At 61.5% G+C, this 16,057-nt stretch carries 13 protein-coding genes and 2 tRNA genes; all 15 read right to left on the bottom strand.

Going from position 1 to position 16,057, the window contains the following annotated elements:
• Window positions 1–130: 130 nt before the first annotated feature.
• Complete coding sequence (locus tag KZJ38_RS14730; RefSeq protein WP_219796707.1) at window positions 131–1,279, bottom strand: alpha/beta fold hydrolase; 1,149 nt, start codon at window positions 1,277–1,279, stop codon at window positions 131–133.
• A gap of 192 nt (window positions 1,280–1,471) precedes the next feature.
• Window positions 1,472–3,094, bottom strand: coding sequence for an AAA family ATPase (locus KZJ38_RS14735; protein ID WP_219796709.1), 1,623 nt, complete (start codon window positions 3,092–3,094; stop codon window positions 1,472–1,474).
• 108 nt (window positions 3,095–3,202) lie between these two features.
• On the bottom strand, window positions 3,203–3,892 hold the full coding sequence (locus KZJ38_RS14740; RefSeq protein ID WP_219796711.1) for an alpha/beta hydrolase: 690 nt from the start codon (window positions 3,890–3,892) through the stop codon (window positions 3,203–3,205).
• A 270-nt stretch (window positions 3,893–4,162) separates the two neighbouring features.
• Window positions 4,163–4,239: transfer RNA gene (locus KZJ38_RS14745), tRNA-Pro, on the bottom strand.
• A 79-nt stretch (window positions 4,240–4,318) separates the two neighbouring features.
• Window positions 4,319–4,717 carry a MerR family transcriptional regulator gene (locus tag KZJ38_RS14750; RefSeq protein ID WP_219796713.1) on the bottom strand — a complete coding sequence of 133 codons (399 nt, stop codon included), beginning with the start codon at window positions 4,715–4,717 and terminating at the stop codon, window positions 4,319–4,321.
• Window positions 4,718–4,786: 69 nt separating this feature from the next.
• Entirely contained in the window at window positions 4,787–5,197 is a 411-nt protein-coding gene (locus tag KZJ38_RS14755) for an integration host factor subunit alpha (RefSeq protein WP_219796715.1), read from the bottom strand.
• Window positions 5,198–5,302: 105 nt separating this feature from the next.
• A complete protein-coding gene (gene pheT / locus KZJ38_RS14760; protein ID WP_219796717.1) occupies window positions 5,303–7,744 on the bottom strand; it encodes a phenylalanine--tRNA ligase subunit beta in 2,442 nt (813 codons plus the stop codon).
• A 181-nt stretch (window positions 7,745–7,925) separates the two neighbouring features.
• Window positions 7,926–8,939 carry a phenylalanine--tRNA ligase subunit alpha gene (gene pheS / locus KZJ38_RS14765; RefSeq protein ID WP_219796719.1) on the bottom strand — a complete coding sequence of 338 codons (1,014 nt, stop codon included), beginning with the start codon at window positions 8,937–8,939 and terminating at the stop codon, window positions 7,926–7,928.
• A gap of 189 nt (window positions 8,940–9,128) precedes the next feature.
• Complete coding sequence (gene rplT, locus KZJ38_RS14770) at window positions 9,129–9,488, bottom strand: 50S ribosomal protein L20 (RefSeq protein ID WP_006052502.1); 360 nt, start codon at window positions 9,486–9,488, stop codon at window positions 9,129–9,131.
• Window positions 9,489–9,517: 29 nt separating this feature from the next.
• A complete protein-coding gene (gene rpmI, locus KZJ38_RS14775; RefSeq protein WP_175114101.1) occupies window positions 9,518–9,715 on the bottom strand; it encodes a 50S ribosomal protein L35 in 198 nt (65 codons plus the stop codon).
• A 328-nt stretch (window positions 9,716–10,043) separates the two neighbouring features.
• Window positions 10,044–10,568, bottom strand: coding sequence for a translation initiation factor IF-3 (infC, locus tag KZJ38_RS14780; protein ID WP_219800352.1), 525 nt, complete (start codon window positions 10,566–10,568; stop codon window positions 10,044–10,046).
• A 49-nt stretch (window positions 10,569–10,617) separates the two neighbouring features.
• A complete protein-coding gene (gene thrS, locus KZJ38_RS14785; protein ID WP_219796721.1) occupies window positions 10,618–12,525 on the bottom strand; it encodes a threonine--tRNA ligase in 1,908 nt (635 codons plus the stop codon).
• Between the two features lie 314 nt (window positions 12,526–12,839).
• Window positions 12,840–12,916 (bottom strand) — tRNA-Val (locus tag KZJ38_RS14790).
• Between the two features lie 232 nt (window positions 12,917–13,148).
• On the bottom strand, window positions 13,149–15,509 hold the full coding sequence (locus KZJ38_RS36545) for a RelA/SpoT family protein (RefSeq protein WP_246641483.1): 2,361 nt from the start codon (window positions 15,507–15,509) through the stop codon (window positions 13,149–13,151).
• A gap of 185 nt (window positions 15,510–15,694) precedes the next feature.
• Entirely contained in the window at window positions 15,695–16,048 is a 354-nt protein-coding gene (locus KZJ38_RS14805) for a RidA family protein (RefSeq protein WP_219796723.1), read from the bottom strand.
• Between the last annotated feature and the right edge of the window lie 9 nt (window positions 16,049–16,057).

Genomic DNA, 16,057 nt, shown 5'->3' on the forward strand with positions numbered 1-16,057 from the left:
CGCCGTCGATCCGTGGTTCATTCGCCGTTTCCTCGCGCCGTTTCGTGTTAACGGCAAGCGTTCGCAAATCCTGAAGAGCCGTTCCTCTAATTCACCGTGGACGGCGCGCGGTTGCGCCGTCCACGCGCGCTCAGCCGGGATGCTGTTGCGCGGCGGCGACCTTGGTCAGGAAGGCGCCGATTTCGCGATTCTGGAAATCGACCTCCGGTTGCGTGACGCCGGCCGCCGAAAAATGACCGGATGGCCAGCGCGGCTCGATCGACTCGAATTGCGCGCCATGCACATAGCGCGCGACTTCAAGTGCCTCCGGCTCCGGATTCAGCAGATCGCCGACGCCCGCCAGCACCAGCATGCGCGCGCGGATCGAGCGCAGCGCCTGATGATAGTCGCCGTTGAAGCCCGGCGTCGTGCCGAGATCGTGTGCGTCGTAGGCCCAAGTCTGGTAGATCCAGTTGCGCGCGTCGAAGTTTTTCCAGCTGCTGTCCTGCGTCTTGCGCAGCCACTGCGCGGCTTCGTTCTGCCCGGGGCCGTTATGTGCGGCGCCGTCGTCCGGCGTGGTGTTCTTCATCAGCTCGGGCGTGCGCGTGATCAGCGCGAGCGTGCCGGCCCACAGCCGCATCCCCTTCTCCGGCTCGGTTCCCTGCCGGTAATGGCCGTCGTCCCATGCCGGGTCGCTCATGATTTCCTGGCGCGTCAGCTCGAGCACCGTCTTCGTCCAGGGCGGCGTGCGGCCAAGCGGCACGATCGGCACCAGCGCATCCATCATGTCCGGATGGCTCACGCCCCATTGCAGCGTCTGCATACCGCCCATCGATGCGCCCACGACTGCGAACAGATGCGTCACGCCGAACTTGCCGGTCACGAGCCGGTACTGCGACTCGACCATGTCGCGGATCGCGAAGCGCGGAAACGCCATGCCGGGCTGCTTCACGCTATTCGACGGCGAGGTGCTGAGGCCGTTGCCGATCGCGTCGGTCGTGATGATGAAGTAGCGGTTCGTGTCGAGCGCTTTGCCCGGTCCGATCAGATAGTCGAGACGGTGGTGCGTGCCGCCGATCGCGGTCACCATCAGAATCGCGTTCGATTTGTCCGCGTTGAGCGTGCCGTAGGTTTCATATGAGATCGAGAAGTCGTCGATCGACTGCCCGCTTTCCAGCGGCAAATCGCCTTCCGCATAGCTGCCGGCCTGGCCGCCGGGCGGCTGCGGCATCTGTGCGTGCGCAGTGCCGGCAAGGCCGGCGATGATGGCGAATGCAAATAGCTGGCGGGTGAAGCGCATGCAAGTGTCTCCGTTCCTGTTTGGTGTTTGACATCGATGTCAGACAGTCGAAAGCCGTCGTGGCGACGGCCTCGCGGATTGTCCCATTCGATGCGATTGTCTGCAGGACGGCGGGCAATGCGTGGTGGTGCGGCGGTGCAGTGCAGTGCGGTTGGGGTGACGTGCGATATGTCTCGCGGGCGTTGCGCGTGCTTACGGATGTCCGCGGAACAGCGCGCACAGACGAAAGACGTCTTCGCTCATCGGCAGCTGTTTCGCCTTGCAGTAGCGTGTTGCGAGCTTCAGCAGTTCCTTGATGTCGCGGCCGCTTGCTTTCGGATATCGAACCGTCAGTTCTTCGATCAGCGCGTCGTCAAGCCCGGCGCCGAACTGCTCGGCCAGCAGTTTCCATAGTAGCCTGGCATCGGCTTTCGACGGTATTTCATAGTGGATCGTCGCGATGCAACGCGACAGGATCGCATCGTCGACATCGCCGATGCGGTTGGTCGTCATGAACATCAGGCCGTTGAAGTACTCGAGCGTGCGCAGGAACTCGGCGACGATCGCGTTGTGCTCGAGATCGTTGTCACGACGGCGGATATACACGTCGGCTTCGTCGAGCAACAGGATCGCATCCCAGCGCATCGCGCGGCGCAGCACGCCGGTCAGCGCCGCGCCGACCGATGCGGCCGTCGTGCCGAGCTGCCCCGAATGCACGCGGTACAGCGGCTTGCCGACCACCTCCGAATAGATTTCGGCCGTCAGCGTTTTGCCAAGACCCGGCGAGCCCTGACACAGAATGGTCGTGCCGCCCGACTTGCCCGCGACGAAATCCTGCACGAGCACGTTGAGGTCCGAGGTCAGGATATCGATCAGATCGCGATGGTCGCCGGGCAGCACAAGCTTGTCGCGCAGCTCGGGCTGATAGCGATAGACGCTCAGATGCTGCACGTGCGCCCAGATGTTCTTGTGCCATTCGAGGTGGAACAGGTGCACGTAGCAATGCAGCGGAATTCTGTCGAAGCCGCTTTCGATGCCGGCATTGCGCCAGAAGCTCGGGTCGCAGGTCATCTCGAAGCGGCGTTCGAGCGGCTCTTCATCGTTGACACACTTCGCCGTCACGCCATCGACGATTCGCGCGAGTTCGGGCGTCCCTTTCGCGTCCATCGTGAAGACCGCCTTGGTCACGAGAAACTGCTTGCCGAAGCGGCGCTGGTACTGCAGGAAACGCTGCGCGTGCTGCTCGTATTCGCGCTTGAACTCCGGGCATTCCTTGTAGAAGCCGAACTCGGCGAGCAGTTCGGGAATCGTGCGGTCGACGATGTCGCTGCGGTTCAGCATCAACGACGTCGTCATGCCGGAGCGGCGCTTGCTGTAGTCGGTTTGCTCCGAGTTGGCAGACTGCATCGTGTTCGCGACCATATCGACGACCACGTACGGGTTGCCCTGCTCCGGCTCGACGTAACGCATGCGATGCACGAGCCAGGGCAAGAGTATGCCGTCCTTGTTGCGGCGGTAGAGCCACCCGTCGATCGCGTCGCGCGACAGATACGCGATGAGGCCCGGCACCAGCTGATCGAGCGACGGAATCAGGCGCGCCTGCGGCGCGTTGTGGATGCCGTCGAGCGCGAGCATCTGGAACATCAGGCCGCGGTCGTCCTGCGTCTTGCTCAGCATGTACAGCGAATTCAGCGACTGCGCATCGAAGAGCTTGCTCGACACGATCATGTTGCCGTGACAGATACCGTGCGCTTCCAGTTGCTTCGCAAGCGGCGAGCTCGTTCCAATCATGCCGAGCAGCGGATGAATCAGCGATTCCGGTATTTCAAAGTCCATTCGTGTGTCTCCCGATCGCGAGCGTGTGTGCGGATGCGCGTGTTTCTGCACGCTCGGGATCGCTGGTTGTCATTGCGCTTGTTGCTTTGACTGTTGCTTTGACTGTTGCTACGCGTGTTGCTTCAGAAAGAACTCTACCGCGCGTTCGACGACCGGCGGCTGAATTGCATGCAGTCCGTTGAACTCGACGTATTCGACGTCGTAGCCCGCAGCCTTGAGCTTCGCCGCATTCGCGCGGCCGCTCGTGGCGATCGGCAACTGTTCGTCTTCGAGACCGTGCGCGATAAACACTTTGGGCGTCCCCTCCTGGATGAAGATCGAGAAGAAGCCGCCCGAAAACGCGATCACGTGACTCGCGATATCGCCGTTCGTGACGCCGATCGACAGCGCGTAGCTTGCGCCGTCCGAAAAACCCGCGAAGGCCAGATGGCGACGGTCAACCCGGTAACGCGAAGTGACCTCCGTCAGCGCCTGATGCAGACGCTCGAGGTCCGGGCCATTGCCGCCGATCACGAGGTCCCACGTCGGATAAGTCGAATGCGGGGCAAGCACGAGAAAACCATGTTGCTGCGCGTGGAGTTCGATGAAGGGCAGCACCTTCTCCGGAAAGCCGCCAGCGCCATGGAACATGACGAAGAGCGGCACGGGGTCGCTGATTTCGCTCAGGCTGTCGGGGACGAAGAGCACGGCGTCGCGGTCTTCGACGAGACCAAGGCGGTGGCGCCCCGGCGGCAATGGGCCTTTGAACGGCTCAGCGGGCGTGAACGACAAACGGCCGAGCAACGACGGATCGAGCATGGTGGACCTGAACAGGGACAGACCTGATATATGATATATCACGCATTGCGGAGATGGGGTGAAAAGCGGTGGGAGTTGGTGTTTACGCCAAGGCCTGATGTGCTTATAGAAGCGAAGTGGCTGGCGCTTGACATCGCTGTCCAAGATCGATGTTGGGTCGCGACGGGATCGCGTGCGCGAGGTTTCTGCGATGCGATAGAGTCGCGCACGCAGAAACAAAAGCACAAACAAAAACCCGCGTCAGTGATTCACTGACGCGGGTTCGATATCTGGTCGGGGCGAGAGGATTTGAACCTCCGACCACCTGCACCCCATGCAGGTACGCTACCAGGCTGCGCTACGCCCCGAAAGCTGGCAAGTATAACAGACACTCCGCGCGCTGAGCATCATTCCGGTACTTCATATCGACATCGTCAAACGCGATGCTCAATGTCCAAGCAGATCGATCACGTGCAGCAACTCCTTGCGCAACTGATCGACATCGACCGTCGCCATCGACTGCGTGACGACCGGCGCCTCAGCCTCTTCACGTTCCTCCGCTTCGCGTTGCGCGCCGCCATGCGAATCGAGGCGATTGCGCGCGCCGTTGATCGTGAAGCCCTGCTCGTACAGCAACTCGCGAATCCGGCGAATCAGCAGCACTTCATGATGCTGGTAGTACCGGCGATTGCCCCGCCGCTTGACCGGCCGCAACTGCGTGAACTCCTGCTCCCAGTAACGCAGCACATGCGGCTTCACGCCGCACAGTTCGCTCACTTCGCCAATCGTGAAATAGCGCTTGGCGGGAATCGGAGGCAAGACGACTTTTTCGATCGTCGCTGTCATCGTCAGTTAGCCGTCTTGGTGGGTTGCGCGGGAACGCGCGCGTCTCGATTATTATCGATCGCCTATCGATCAGCGCGTCAGACTGGCCTCGGCGCCGTTTTCAACGATCGCCTTCAGCTTCTGGCTTGCATGAAACGTGACGACGCGGCGCGCGGCAATGGGAATCGCCTCGCCGGTCTTCGGATTCCGGCCGGGACGCTGCGGCTTGTCGCGCAGCTGAAAATTGCCGAAGCCCGACAGCTTCACGCTGTCGCCGCCTTCGAGCGCGTCGCGGATCACTTCGAAGAACGCTTCGACCATGTCCTTCGCTTCGCGCTTGTTGAGCCCGACATTGTCGAACAGCAACTCGGCAAGTTCGGCCTTCGTCAGCGTCGGCGTTTCGCCCGACGCGCCGGCAGATGATGTCGGGATATCGCGAATCATGGCGCTACGTTGCGCCGTAAGAAGGGCTTCGAAATCACTCGAGTTCATTTCATTCATATCTATCAAATGGCGCGCAAACTGAAACGGAGAGTGCGGGAACAACCGGAGGAACAACCAAAGAAACAACCCGGGAGGCCACCGCAATAACCCCCTCCCTGCGGGTTATCCACGCAACCGTGCGCCATATGCTCGAGCCAGACGATCCACCAGGGTTTGAATGGCCAGATCGACCGTTTCGTCCTGAAGGGTTCCCCCAGTATCTTGCAAGGTCACACGGAACGCAAGGCTTTTCTCGTGGGCTGCCAGCCCACCGGAAGTACTTGATTTTGGACGAAATTCATCGAAAAGTGCAACCCTCTGAACGGTCTTGCAAGCGTCGTCGGAAAGGGCCGTTTGCATCGTGTCGAGCAGCGCCTGAACTTCGATTTTCTGGTCGACCACGACCGCGATATCGCGCCTCACGGGCGGAAATTTCGAGACTTCGGTCGGGCTCGGCAGCTCGCGCCGCATCAAGGCTTCGGCCTCGATCTCGAACAGCATCGGTGCATGCGGCAAGTCGTATTTCTGCATCCAGCGCGGATGCAGTTCGCCGATCCAGCCGACCGCGCGTCCGTCGAGCTCGATGCGCGCGCTGCGGCCCGGATGCAGCGCCGGGTGCTCCGCCTTCACGAAGCGCGCCACCGATGCGAGCGCCGGGCTCAGCAGCGCCTCGACGTCGCCTTTCATATCGAAGAAGTCGACCGCGCGCGTGGCCACGCCCCACTGCTCTTCGCACACCGGACCATAGGCAAGCGCGCCCAGCATCTTCGGTTGCGCGAAGCCTTCGACGGTCATCTCGCCCGCTGCAATCTTGGGGTCATGCAGAAACACGCGGCCCGCTTCGAACACGCGGATGCGATCCGCGCGACGGTTCAGGTTATGGCGCAGCACGTTGATGAGGCTGCCGAAGAGCGTGGTACGCATCACCGACAGCTGGCTCGCGATCGGATTGACGAGTCGCACCGGATTGCTGTTGCCCGCGAAATCCTGCTCCCACTCGGCGTCGACGAAGCTGAAGTTGATCGTCTCCGCATAATCGCGCGCGGCAAGCGCGTGGCGCAGCGCATGGATCGAGCGGCGCGTTTCGTTGGTCGCGCGCATTTCGCTCTTCGCAACCGGCGGACGCGCGGGAATCTTTTCGAAGCCGTAGATGCGCGCGACTTCCTCGATCAGGTCTTCTTCAATTTCGATATCGAAGCGATACGGCGGCGGCATCACCGAGAACGTATCGCCATCGCGCTGATAGTCGAGGCCGAGGCGGGTAAAGATATCCGCGATCTCGTCGGCGCCGATCGCGATGCCGATAATTCGCTGCGCACGCGCGACGCGCATCTTCACCGGCGCACGCGTCGGCACATTGACGGTCTGATCGTCGATCGGGCCGGCCTGTCCGCCGCAGATGTCGAGAATCAGCTGCGTGATGCGCTCGATGTGCTCGACTGTCGTCGAGTAGTCGACACCGCGCTCGAAACGATGGCCGGCGTCGGTCGAGAAGTTGTAGCGGCGCGAGCGGCCGCGAATGCTATCGGGCCACCAGAACGCCGCTTCAAGATAAATGTTCGTCGTATCGAGCGTGACCGACGTGCTGTCGCCGCCCATGATGCCCGCGAGACTTTCGATATGGCGATCGTCGGCAATCACGCCGACCGTTTCGTCCACTTCGACGGTGTTGCCGTTGAGCAGCTTCAGCGACTCGCCGCGCTTGCCCCAGCGCACGTCCATCGAACCGTGAATCTTGTCGAGATCGAACACGTGCGACGGACGGCCGAGTTCAAGCATCACGTAGTTCGAGATATCGACGAGCGCCGAAATGCTGCGCTGGCCCGAACGTTCGAGACGCTCGACCATCCATTGCGGCGACTTCGCGCGCGCGTTCACGCCGCGAATCACGCGGCCCGAGAAACGGCCGCACAGGTCGGGCGCGGAAATCTTCACGGGCAGCGTTTCGTTCAGCGCAACCGGCGCCGGCTTGATGTCGACCGGTTTGAGCGGCGCGCCGGTAATCGCAGCGGTCTCGCGCGCAATGCCGAATACCGACAGACAGTCCGCCTTGTTCGGCGTCAGTTTGACTTCGAAAATCGTATCGTCGAGCTTCAGCGTCTCTCGGATGTCCTGGCCGATCGGCGTATCTTCAGGCAGGATCAGAAGACCGCTGTGGTCTTCCGAAAGCTTCAGCTCGCGTGCCGAACACAGCATGCCCTGACTCTCGACGCCGCGCAGCTTCGACAGCTTGATCGCGAAAGGCGCGCCGCCCTCTTCGGCCGGCGGCAGTTGCGCGCCGACCAGCGCGACCGGCACCTTGATGCCCGGCGACACATTCGGCGCACCGCACACGATGTTCAGCGTCGCACCGGTGCCCGCGTCGACCTGGCAGACGTTGAGCTTATCCGCGTCCGGGTGCTTGACCACCTCGAGCACGCGGCCGACGACGATCTTCGATGTCGGCGGCGCGACCGGCCGCAGATCTTCGACTTCGAGACCTGCCATCGTCAGCGCGTGCGACAGCTGCGCGGTCGTCAGTTGCGGATCGACGAAGGTTCTGAGCCAGGATTCCGGAAATTGCATGGTTCTGTACGTTCTATACGGGTTGAGTCAACGTCCGGCGAGCGCGAGCGGGTGCTGCGACGATGCACCTCATGCGCTCGCACCGCGCGGCGACGACACGGCTTGCGACTTCGCTGCGCCGATTCGCGTCAGACTGTGCATCAGACTGCGCGTCGTTCGCGGCGAGCCGCACACGGCAACATCACGCGAACTGCCGCAAAAAGCGCAGATCGCCTTCAAAGAAGAGACGCAGATCCTGCACACCATAGCGCAGCATCGTCAGACGCTCGAGGCCGCTGCCGAAGGCGAAGCCGATGTAACGCTCCGGGTCGAGGCCCATGTTGCGCACGACGGTCGGATGAACCTGGCCCGAGCCTGAAATCTCAAGCCAGCGGCCCGCGTTCTTGCCGTGCTCGAACATCATGTCGATCTCGGCGGACGGCTCGGTGAACGGGAAGTACGACGGACGGAAGCGCACCTGAATATCGTCGCGCTCGAAGAATTTCTTGAGGAAGTCGCTGTAAACGCCCTTCAGATCCGCAAAGCTGATGTTCTCTTCGATCCACAGGCCTTCGACCTGGTTGAACATCGGCGAATGCGTTGCGTCGCTGTCGACGCGGTACGTGCGGCCCGGCACGATCACCTTGATGGGCGGCGTATGCGTGCGCGCGTAGCGGACCTGCATCGGGCTCGTATGCGTGCGCAGCAGCAGCGGACGGCCGTCGGCATCTTTGCCGTCGACGTAAAACGTGTCTTGCATCGAACGCGCCGGATGGTTTTCCGGGCTGTTCAGTGCGGTGAAGTTGAACCAGTCGGTTTCGATTTCCGGGCCGTCGGCGACGTCGAAGCCGATCGAGCCGAAGATCTGTTCGACGCGTTCCCAGGTTTGCATCACGGGATGCAGGCTGCCTGCCGCAAGACCGCGACCCGGCAAGGTCACGTCGATCGCCTCGGCAGCGAGACGCTGGTTCAGCAGCACATCGGCGAGCGCCTGGCGACGCGAGGTTAGGGCCGCTTCAACCTGCTGTTTCGCGACGTTGATGCGCGCGCCCTCAGTTTTGCGCGCTTCGGGATCGAGCTTGCCCAGCCCCTTCAGCAGTTCGGTGAGCGCGCCCGATTTGCCGAGAAAACGCGCCTTCTCGTTTTCAAGCGTGGTGACGTCGGTGGCGTGTTCGAAAGCGCTTTGCGCATCGGCAACGATTTGATCCAGGTCCATTGATCCCATCTTTTCAACGTCAGTGTTCAATTGAAGCAAAATCGGCTCGACCAACAAAAAAGGGGCTCGGTGAGGAGCCCCGTTTTTGTTGCAGCGTCACCGGAAACCGGGTGTTCGCTGCAACGAACCTTGCTTACCGGGCGCCTGCTTCTGACGCCGGTGGTGCACCGGACGGTGCACCCGGCACGATCAGGCTGCAACGGCGGCTTTCACCTGCTGAACGATCGCGGCAAAAGCAGCCTTGTCGAACACAGCCATGTCGGCCAGCACCTTGCGGTCGAGTTCGATCGAAGCCTTCTTCAGGCCGTTGATGAACACGCTGTACGTCATGTCGTGCTGACGCACCGCCGCGTTGATACGCGTGATCCACAATGCGCGGAACACACGCTTCTTGTTGCGGCGATCGCGGTACGCGTACTGGCCTGCACGCATCACCGCCTGCTTGGCGATGCGGTAGACGTTATTGCGACGGCCGCGATAACCCTTGGCCAGCTTGATGATCTTCTTGTGACGGGCCCGTGCGGTAACCCCACGTTTGACTCGAGGCATGTTTCGCTCCTATGAGTATCGGTTAAGGGTTACGCGAACGGCAGCATTGCGCGCACGGAGTCCATGTTGGTCTCATGAACAGACGTGGAACCGCGCAGATGACGCTTGTTCTTCGTGGTCTTCTTGGTCAGGATGTGGCGCTTGAAGGCTTGACCGCGCTTGACGGTCCCGCCCGGACGCACCTTGAAGCGCTTTGCAGCGCTCTTCTTCGTCTTCATCTTAGGCATGACGAACTACTCCATTATTTGATGGATATGGGTGTGCGGTTGGCCTTGACGGCCCTTCACCCGCCCTTCGAAACCCAGTCCACTTGGTATGCAGACGGCCGACGCTATGACGATGCGGCCACTGCTTTTCAGACAAAACGCCCGCATGACTGCAGTGCGGGCGCCGTTCCGAAACTTTGCCGGGCTTCGCCGCGTTCCTGCTACGACGAAGCACCGTTCGATTCCAACAGCTGCTGACCAGCCGCCCATTCCGCCGCGGCTTGACTGCGAGAGTTACCTGGGAACGCCGCACCCGGCGATCACAGCACGCATCGAACGACGCGTGAGCTTACTTCTTTTTCTTCGGGGCCAACACCATGATCATCTGGCGCCCTTCCATCTTCGGCATCTGCTCGACCTGACCGACTTCGTCAAGGTCGGTGCGCAGCCGCTCGAGCATGCGCATACCGATTTCCTGGTGAGCCATTTCGCGGCCACGGAAACGCAACGTGATTTTCGTCTTGTCGCCGTCTTCGAGGAAGCGAACGAGATTGCGGAGCTTGACGTTGTAATCGCCATCATCGGTACCCGGGCGGAATTTGACTTCCTTGACCTGGATGACCTTCTGCTTCAGCTTGGCTTCGTGTTGCTTCTTCGCTTCCTGGTACTTGAACTTGCCGTAGTCCATCAGCCGGCAAACCGGCGGAACGGCCTGCGGGGCAATTTCAACCAGATCTACGTCCTGCTGCTCCGACATACGGAACGCGTCAGCAAGTTTGACGATGCCAAGCGGTTCATTGTCGACTCCGACCAGGCGCACCTCAGGTGCAGAAATTTCACCGTTGATGCGATGCGACGACTTATCAGTAGCGATGTTACGTTTCCTCTAAAAATTGAAAAAAACGAGCCGCGCTGCCAGGTGGTTACTGGAACGTCTGGATTTCCTGACGCAGACGCTCGCTGAAGGCATCGACGGGCATGACACCCAGATCGACACCGCCACGGGCACGCACGGCTACCGTTTGTGCATCACGCTCCTTGTCGCCGACGACCAGCAGGTACGGGACCTTTTGCAGCGTGTGCTCGCGTATTTTATAGCTTATTTTCTCGTTGCGCAAATCGGCCTCGACTCTAACCCCTTGTTTTTGCAACGAATGGGCAAGATTTTTCGCATATTCGGACTGACTTTCTGCGATATTCATTACCACGACTTGCAAAGGCGCAAGCCACGCGGGCATCGCACCAGCATGGTGCTCGATCAGAATGCCGAGGAAACGCTCCATTGATCCGACGATTGCCCGGTGCAGCATGATGGGCCTCCGACGGCTGTTGTCTTCGGCAACGAATTCGGCGCCGAGCCGCTCCGGCAGCACCATATCGAGCTGCAGCGTGCCGCACTGCCACGACCGGCCCAGCGCGTCCTTGATGTGGTACTCGACCTTCGGGCCGTAAAACGCACCCTCGCCCGGCAGTTCTTCCCACTGCACGTTGCACGCGCGCAGCGCCTCGCGCAAACCTTCTTCCGCGCGGTCCCACGTTTCGTCCGTACCGGCGCGCGCATCCGGACGCAGCGACAGCTTGATCTCGACCTGATCGAAGCCGAAATCCTGATAGACGCTCATCGCGAGCGTGTTGAACGCGATCGATTCGCTGATGAACTGATCTTGCGTACAGAAAATATGCGCGTCGTCCTGGACGAAGCCGCGCACGCGCATCAACCCATGCAACGCGCCCGATGCCTCGTTCCGATGGCACGAACCGAATTCGGCGAAACGCAACGGCAGATCGCGGTACGAGCGCAGGCCGTGATTGAACACCTGCACATGGCCCGGACAGTTCATCGGCTTGATCGCGTAGTCGCGCTTTTCCGACTCCGTCGTGAACATGTTTTCGCGGTAGTTCTGCCAGTGGCCCGACGCTTCCCAGAGCGAGCGGTCCATGATCATCGGCGTCTTGATCTCGAGATAGCCGGCATCGTTCACGCGGCGGCGCATGTACTGCTCGACCTGCTGCCACAGCGTCCAGCCGCGCGGATGCCAGAACACCATACCCGGCGACTCGTCCTGCATGTGGAACAGGTCGAGCTGTTTGCCGAGCTTGCGGTGGTCGCGCTTTTCCGCTTCTTCCAGCATATGCAGGTACGCGTCCTGGTCTTCTTTCTTCGTCCAGGCCGTGCCGTAAATACGCTGCAACTGCTCGTTCTTCGCATCGCCGCGCCAGTAAGCGCCCGCGAGCTTCATGAGCTTGAAGACTTTCAGCTTGCCCGTGGACGGTACGTGCGGCCCGCGGCACAGATCCGTGAAGCCGCCGTGCGAGTAGAGCTTGATCTCTTCGCTTGCCGGAATCGATTCGATGATCTCGGCCTTGTATTTCTCGCCGATACTCTTGAAGTATTCGACCGCTTCATCGCGCGACACGACGCGACGCGACACCGGCTCGTCTTTCTTCGCGAGTTCCTGCATGCGCCGCTCGATCTTCTCGAGATCTTCGGGCGTAAACGGACGGCTATACGCGAAGTCGTAGTAGAAGCCGTTGTCGATGACCGGGCCAATCGTGACTTGCGCCTCGGGAAACAGATCCTTGACCGCGTACGCAAGCAAGTGCGCCGTCGAGTGACGGATGATGTCGAGGCCGTCCGCGTCTTTGTCCGTGACGATCGCGAGCGACGCATCGTGGTCGATCAACGCGGACGTATCGACGAGTTCGCCGTCGAGCTTGCCACCCAGCGCAGCCTTCGCCAGACCCGGACCGATCGACGCCGCGACTTCGGCGACCGTCACGGGGTGATCGTACTGTCGAACTGAACCATCTGGCAGACGTATCGAGACCATTGTTTTCTCCGTGATGCCGACCGGCCGGCGGCGGCAGCAACAACTCGTTTAAAAACGACCGTGACAAAAAACGGGATAAAAAAAATGCGGCCCCGCTTTCGAGGGGCCGCATTCACTTTCCAGCAAATCGCAAGGGCGATATGGCGAACAGGATCCTCGACTAGCGTCGCTCCGAAGTAGTTTCGGTAAACGTTCGCGGTGTCATAACCATGCTCGCTATATTGGCGCGAACTTGGTTCGCGCCGCTTGCAGATTGATGAAACAACGATGACTGCAAAACCCGCACTGCAGTTCACCGATGCTTCGATTTTCGTTGGTAGGCTCGATTGGACTCGAACCAACGACCCCCACCATGTCAAGGTGGTGCTCTAACCAGCTGAGCTACGAGCCTGAAGAAGACGAGATTATATGGAGCACTCAGAGTGTTGGCAAGTATTTTTATGCGTCGGCATCAAAAATTCAGGTCATTTTTGCGCGATCAAAGAATGCGCAGAGAACGCGTGGAAACTGCCCGCAAAATACGCAGAAACGCACGCGCTTCAGTTTGCACTTCAGCTCGCACTTCAGTTCGCGATTCACTTCGCGCTACACGCGCGCTTTGCCCCGCGCCACCACCCCGCCCCTCACCCCTTGCGCGCAGCGCGCACCACACCCGTCACTTCGCCAAGCAGCGTGCACGCGCGCTGAATCTGCGATGCGCTCGACACCTCGACCGTGAACAGCATGTAAGCCGCGTTACGGCGCGATTGCGTCTTCACGCCAATCACATTCATCTTCTCGCGCGCGAATACTTCGGAGATATCGCGCAGCAAGCCTTGCCGGTCGCTCGCTTCGATGGCGAGGTCGACCGGATAGACGGACTGCCCGCGCCCGCTCATCACATCGGCGGACCATGTAGTCTGCAGCACGCGTTCCGGCGCGCGCGTCGCCATCCGCACAAACGTCGGGCAGTCGCTGCGATGAACCGACATGCCTTTGCCGCGCGTGACGAAGCCGGCGATATCGTCGGGCGGCGCGGGCCGGCAGCAGCGCGCCAACTGCGTGAGCAACGCATCGACGCCGACCACGAGCACCCCCGTCGACGCACCGTGCGCGACGCTCGCGCCGCTGCTGCGCTTTTCGAACTGCTCGGGCGCTTCGACTTCCGGTTCGGCAGGCGGCGCATCGTGCAACGCCTGTTCGACCAGGCGCAGGCTGAACTCTTCCTTGGCGACCGCCGCATACAGTTCTTCGGGCGCCTTGAAGCCGAGCTTCGCCGCAAGCTGATCGAGATTGACCGACGTCTTGCCTTCGCGCTGCAACGTCTTTTCGACGAGCGCGCGTCCGTTCGCAACGTTTTCCTGCGAATCGACCGCGTTGAACCATGCGCGCACTTTCTGCCGCGCCCGGCTGCTGCGCAAGTAGCCAAGTTGCGGATTCAGCCAGTCGCGCGACGGTCCGCCCTCTTTCACCGCGACGATTTCGACAGTCTGTCCGTTTTGCAGCGAGGTGTTGAGCGGCACCATCGCGCCGTCGACGCGCGCGCCGCGGCAGCGATGCCCGAGGTCGCTATGCAGGTGATACGCGAAATCGAGCGGCGTCGAGCCGTGCGGCAACGGAATCACGCGTGCTTGCGGCGTGAGTGTGTAGATATGGTCGTCGTCGAACGTCGCATCGCGCAAATGACGCCACGGCTGACGCGCGGCGTCCGCTTCATCATGCGCGCCACGCTGGTGGTGATGCGCACCGCCGTGAGCGCCAACACCGTCAGCGTCATCGCTTTCGCCGTCACGCCCATCGTCATGCGCGCCGCTCGCGTCGCCGCCCTGCTCGCGCTCCGACACGTCCTCTTTCCAGGCCAGCAGCTGCCGCAGCCACGCGATCTTCTCGTCGTACGATCCGCTCGCGCTGAACTGTCCGCCGTAGCCGCGCGCGCCCGCTTCCTTGTAGCGCCAGTGCGCGGCCACGCCGTATTCGGCGAACTGATGCATTTCCTGCGTGCGGATCTGCACTTCGAACGCGCGGCCGTCGTCGCCGATCACGACCGTATGCAGCGACTTGTAGCCGTTCGGCTTCGGCCGCGAGATGTAGTCGTCGAACTCGCGCGGCACCGGTTGCCACAAGTTGTGCACGATGCCGAGCACGGTGTAGCAATCCTTGATGTCCGGCACGATCACTCGAAATGCGCGCACGTCGTAGAGCTCGGAGAAATCGAGATCCTTGCCGCGCATCTTGCGCCAGATGCTGTAGATGTGTTTCGGCCGGCCGCTGACCTCGGCGCGGATATGCGCGGCCGCGAGTTCGCGCTCGAGCCGCGCGATCGCGCCGGAAATATAGGTTTCGCGTTCGACGCGTTTCTCGTCGAGCAGCTTCGCGATGCGCTTGTAGGTGACCGGTTCCTCGAAGCGGAACGCGAGATCTTCGAGCTCCCACTTCAGTTGCCAGATGCCGAGGCGGTTCGCGAGCGGCGCGTAGACGTCAAGCGTCTCGCGCGCAACGTCCGCCGACGGCGCGAGTTTCGCGGCCGCGTAGTAGCGCAGCGATTGCAGCCGCGACGCGAGGCGGATCAGCACGACGCGGATGTCCTGCGCGAACGCGAGCAGCATCTTGCGCAGCGCTTCGACCTGCGCACGGCGCGCGGCCTGCGCTTCGCGGCCGCCGGTGTCGGGCTGCGCGCTCTGCGCGGCGGCGCGCAAGCTCACCGTGCCCAGACGCAGCAGCTTGCGCACATCGCCCACCAGTCGCGCGACTTCCTCGCCGAACTTCTCGGCAATCACGCGCCCCGGATCTTCGAGATGCGGCGTCAGACCGAACAGCGCCGCCGCCAGCACCGCCGGCGGATCGACGTTGAGCGTGCGCATGATCGCGACGGTGCCCGCCGCGTGATCGGCGAGCAACTCTCCCGTCGACAGCCGCACGTCGCCCGCATGCTCGCGCACGAACGCGAGCGCATCGTCGAACGATGGCAGGGAGGCGGGAGCGGAAGTCGAGGTTTCGGTATTCATGATGCGACGGCCCACGGCGTAGCGCAGGCGGGAAAAGCAAGCCGCGGAGGCAAATGCGCCAGCAAGCAGATTGGCGACTGCGGCGTTAGCAGGCTCAGGCTTGCAACTGCGCGGTCGGCAACGGCTCAATCCAACCGCGCCCAACCGCAACAACACCCGCCCCAGCGGCTATAAAACAACGAATATCAGCTACGCTGCGCAGCCACCACCACGATTTCAACGAGGCATTTCGGGTTCGCGAGTTTCGCTTCGACGGTCGCGCGCGGCGGCGTCGCGCCTTGCGCGACCCACTCGTCCCACACCGCGTTCATGCCGGCGAAATGCGCCATATCGGTGATGAAAATCTGCACCGACAGCAGATGCGACTTGTCGCTGTTCACTTCGGCAAGCAGACGGTCGACGTGACCGAGCACTTCGCGCGTCTGGCCGCCGATATCCTGATCGGTGTCTTCGGCGATCTGGCCGGCCAGATACACGGTGCCGTTATGCACGGCGATTTCCGAAAGGCGCTTGCCGACGTGATGACGAATGACTGCCATGAGAGTTCC

Origin of the sequence: Paraburkholderia edwinii (assembly GCF_019428685.1) — a bacterium.
Taxonomy (GTDB): domain Bacteria; phylum Pseudomonadota; class Gammaproteobacteria; order Burkholderiales; family Burkholderiaceae; genus Paraburkholderia; species Paraburkholderia edwinii.

Coding starts and splice junctions, on each gene's coding strand:
- KZJ38_RS14730 (WP_219796707.1), bottom strand. CDS start 1,279: ATGCGCTTCACCCGCCAGCTATTTGCATTCGCCATCATCGCCGGCCTT.
- KZJ38_RS14735 (WP_219796709.1), bottom strand. CDS start 3,094: ATGGACTTTGAAATACCGGAATCGCTGATTCATCCGCTGCTCGGCATG.
- KZJ38_RS14740 (WP_219796711.1), bottom strand. CDS start 3,892: ATGCTCGATCCGTCGTTGCTCGGCCGTTTGTCGTTCACGCCCGCTGAG.
- KZJ38_RS14750 (WP_219796713.1), bottom strand. CDS start 4,717: ATGACAGCGACGATCGAAAAAGTCGTCTTGCCTCCGATTCCCGCCAAG.
- KZJ38_RS14755 (WP_219796715.1), bottom strand. CDS start 5,197: ATGAATGAAATGAACTCGAGTGATTTCGAAGCCCTTCTTACGGCGCAA.
- pheT (WP_219796717.1), bottom strand. CDS start 7,744: ATGCAATTTCCGGAATCCTGGCTCAGAACCTTCGTCGATCCGCAACTG.
- pheS (WP_219796719.1), bottom strand. CDS start 8,939: ATGGACCTGGATCAAATCGTTGCCGATGCGCAAAGCGCTTTCGAACAC.
- rplT (WP_006052502.1), bottom strand. CDS start 9,488: ATGCCTCGAGTCAAACGTGGGGTTACCGCACGGGCCCGTCACAAGAAG.
- rpmI (WP_175114101.1), bottom strand. CDS start 9,715: ATGCCTAAGATGAAGACGAAGAAGAGCGCTGCAAAGCGCTTCAAGGTG.
- thrS (WP_219796721.1), bottom strand. CDS start 12,525: ATGGTCTCGATACGTCTGCCAGATGGTTCAGTTCGACAGTACGATCAC.
- KZJ38_RS36545 (WP_246641483.1), bottom strand. CDS start 15,509: ATGAATACCGAAACCTCGACTTCCGCTCCCGCCTCCCTGCCATCGTTC.
- KZJ38_RS14805 (WP_219796723.1), bottom strand. CDS start 16,048: ATGGCAGTCATTCGTCATCACGTCGGCAAGCGCCTTTCGGAAATCGCC.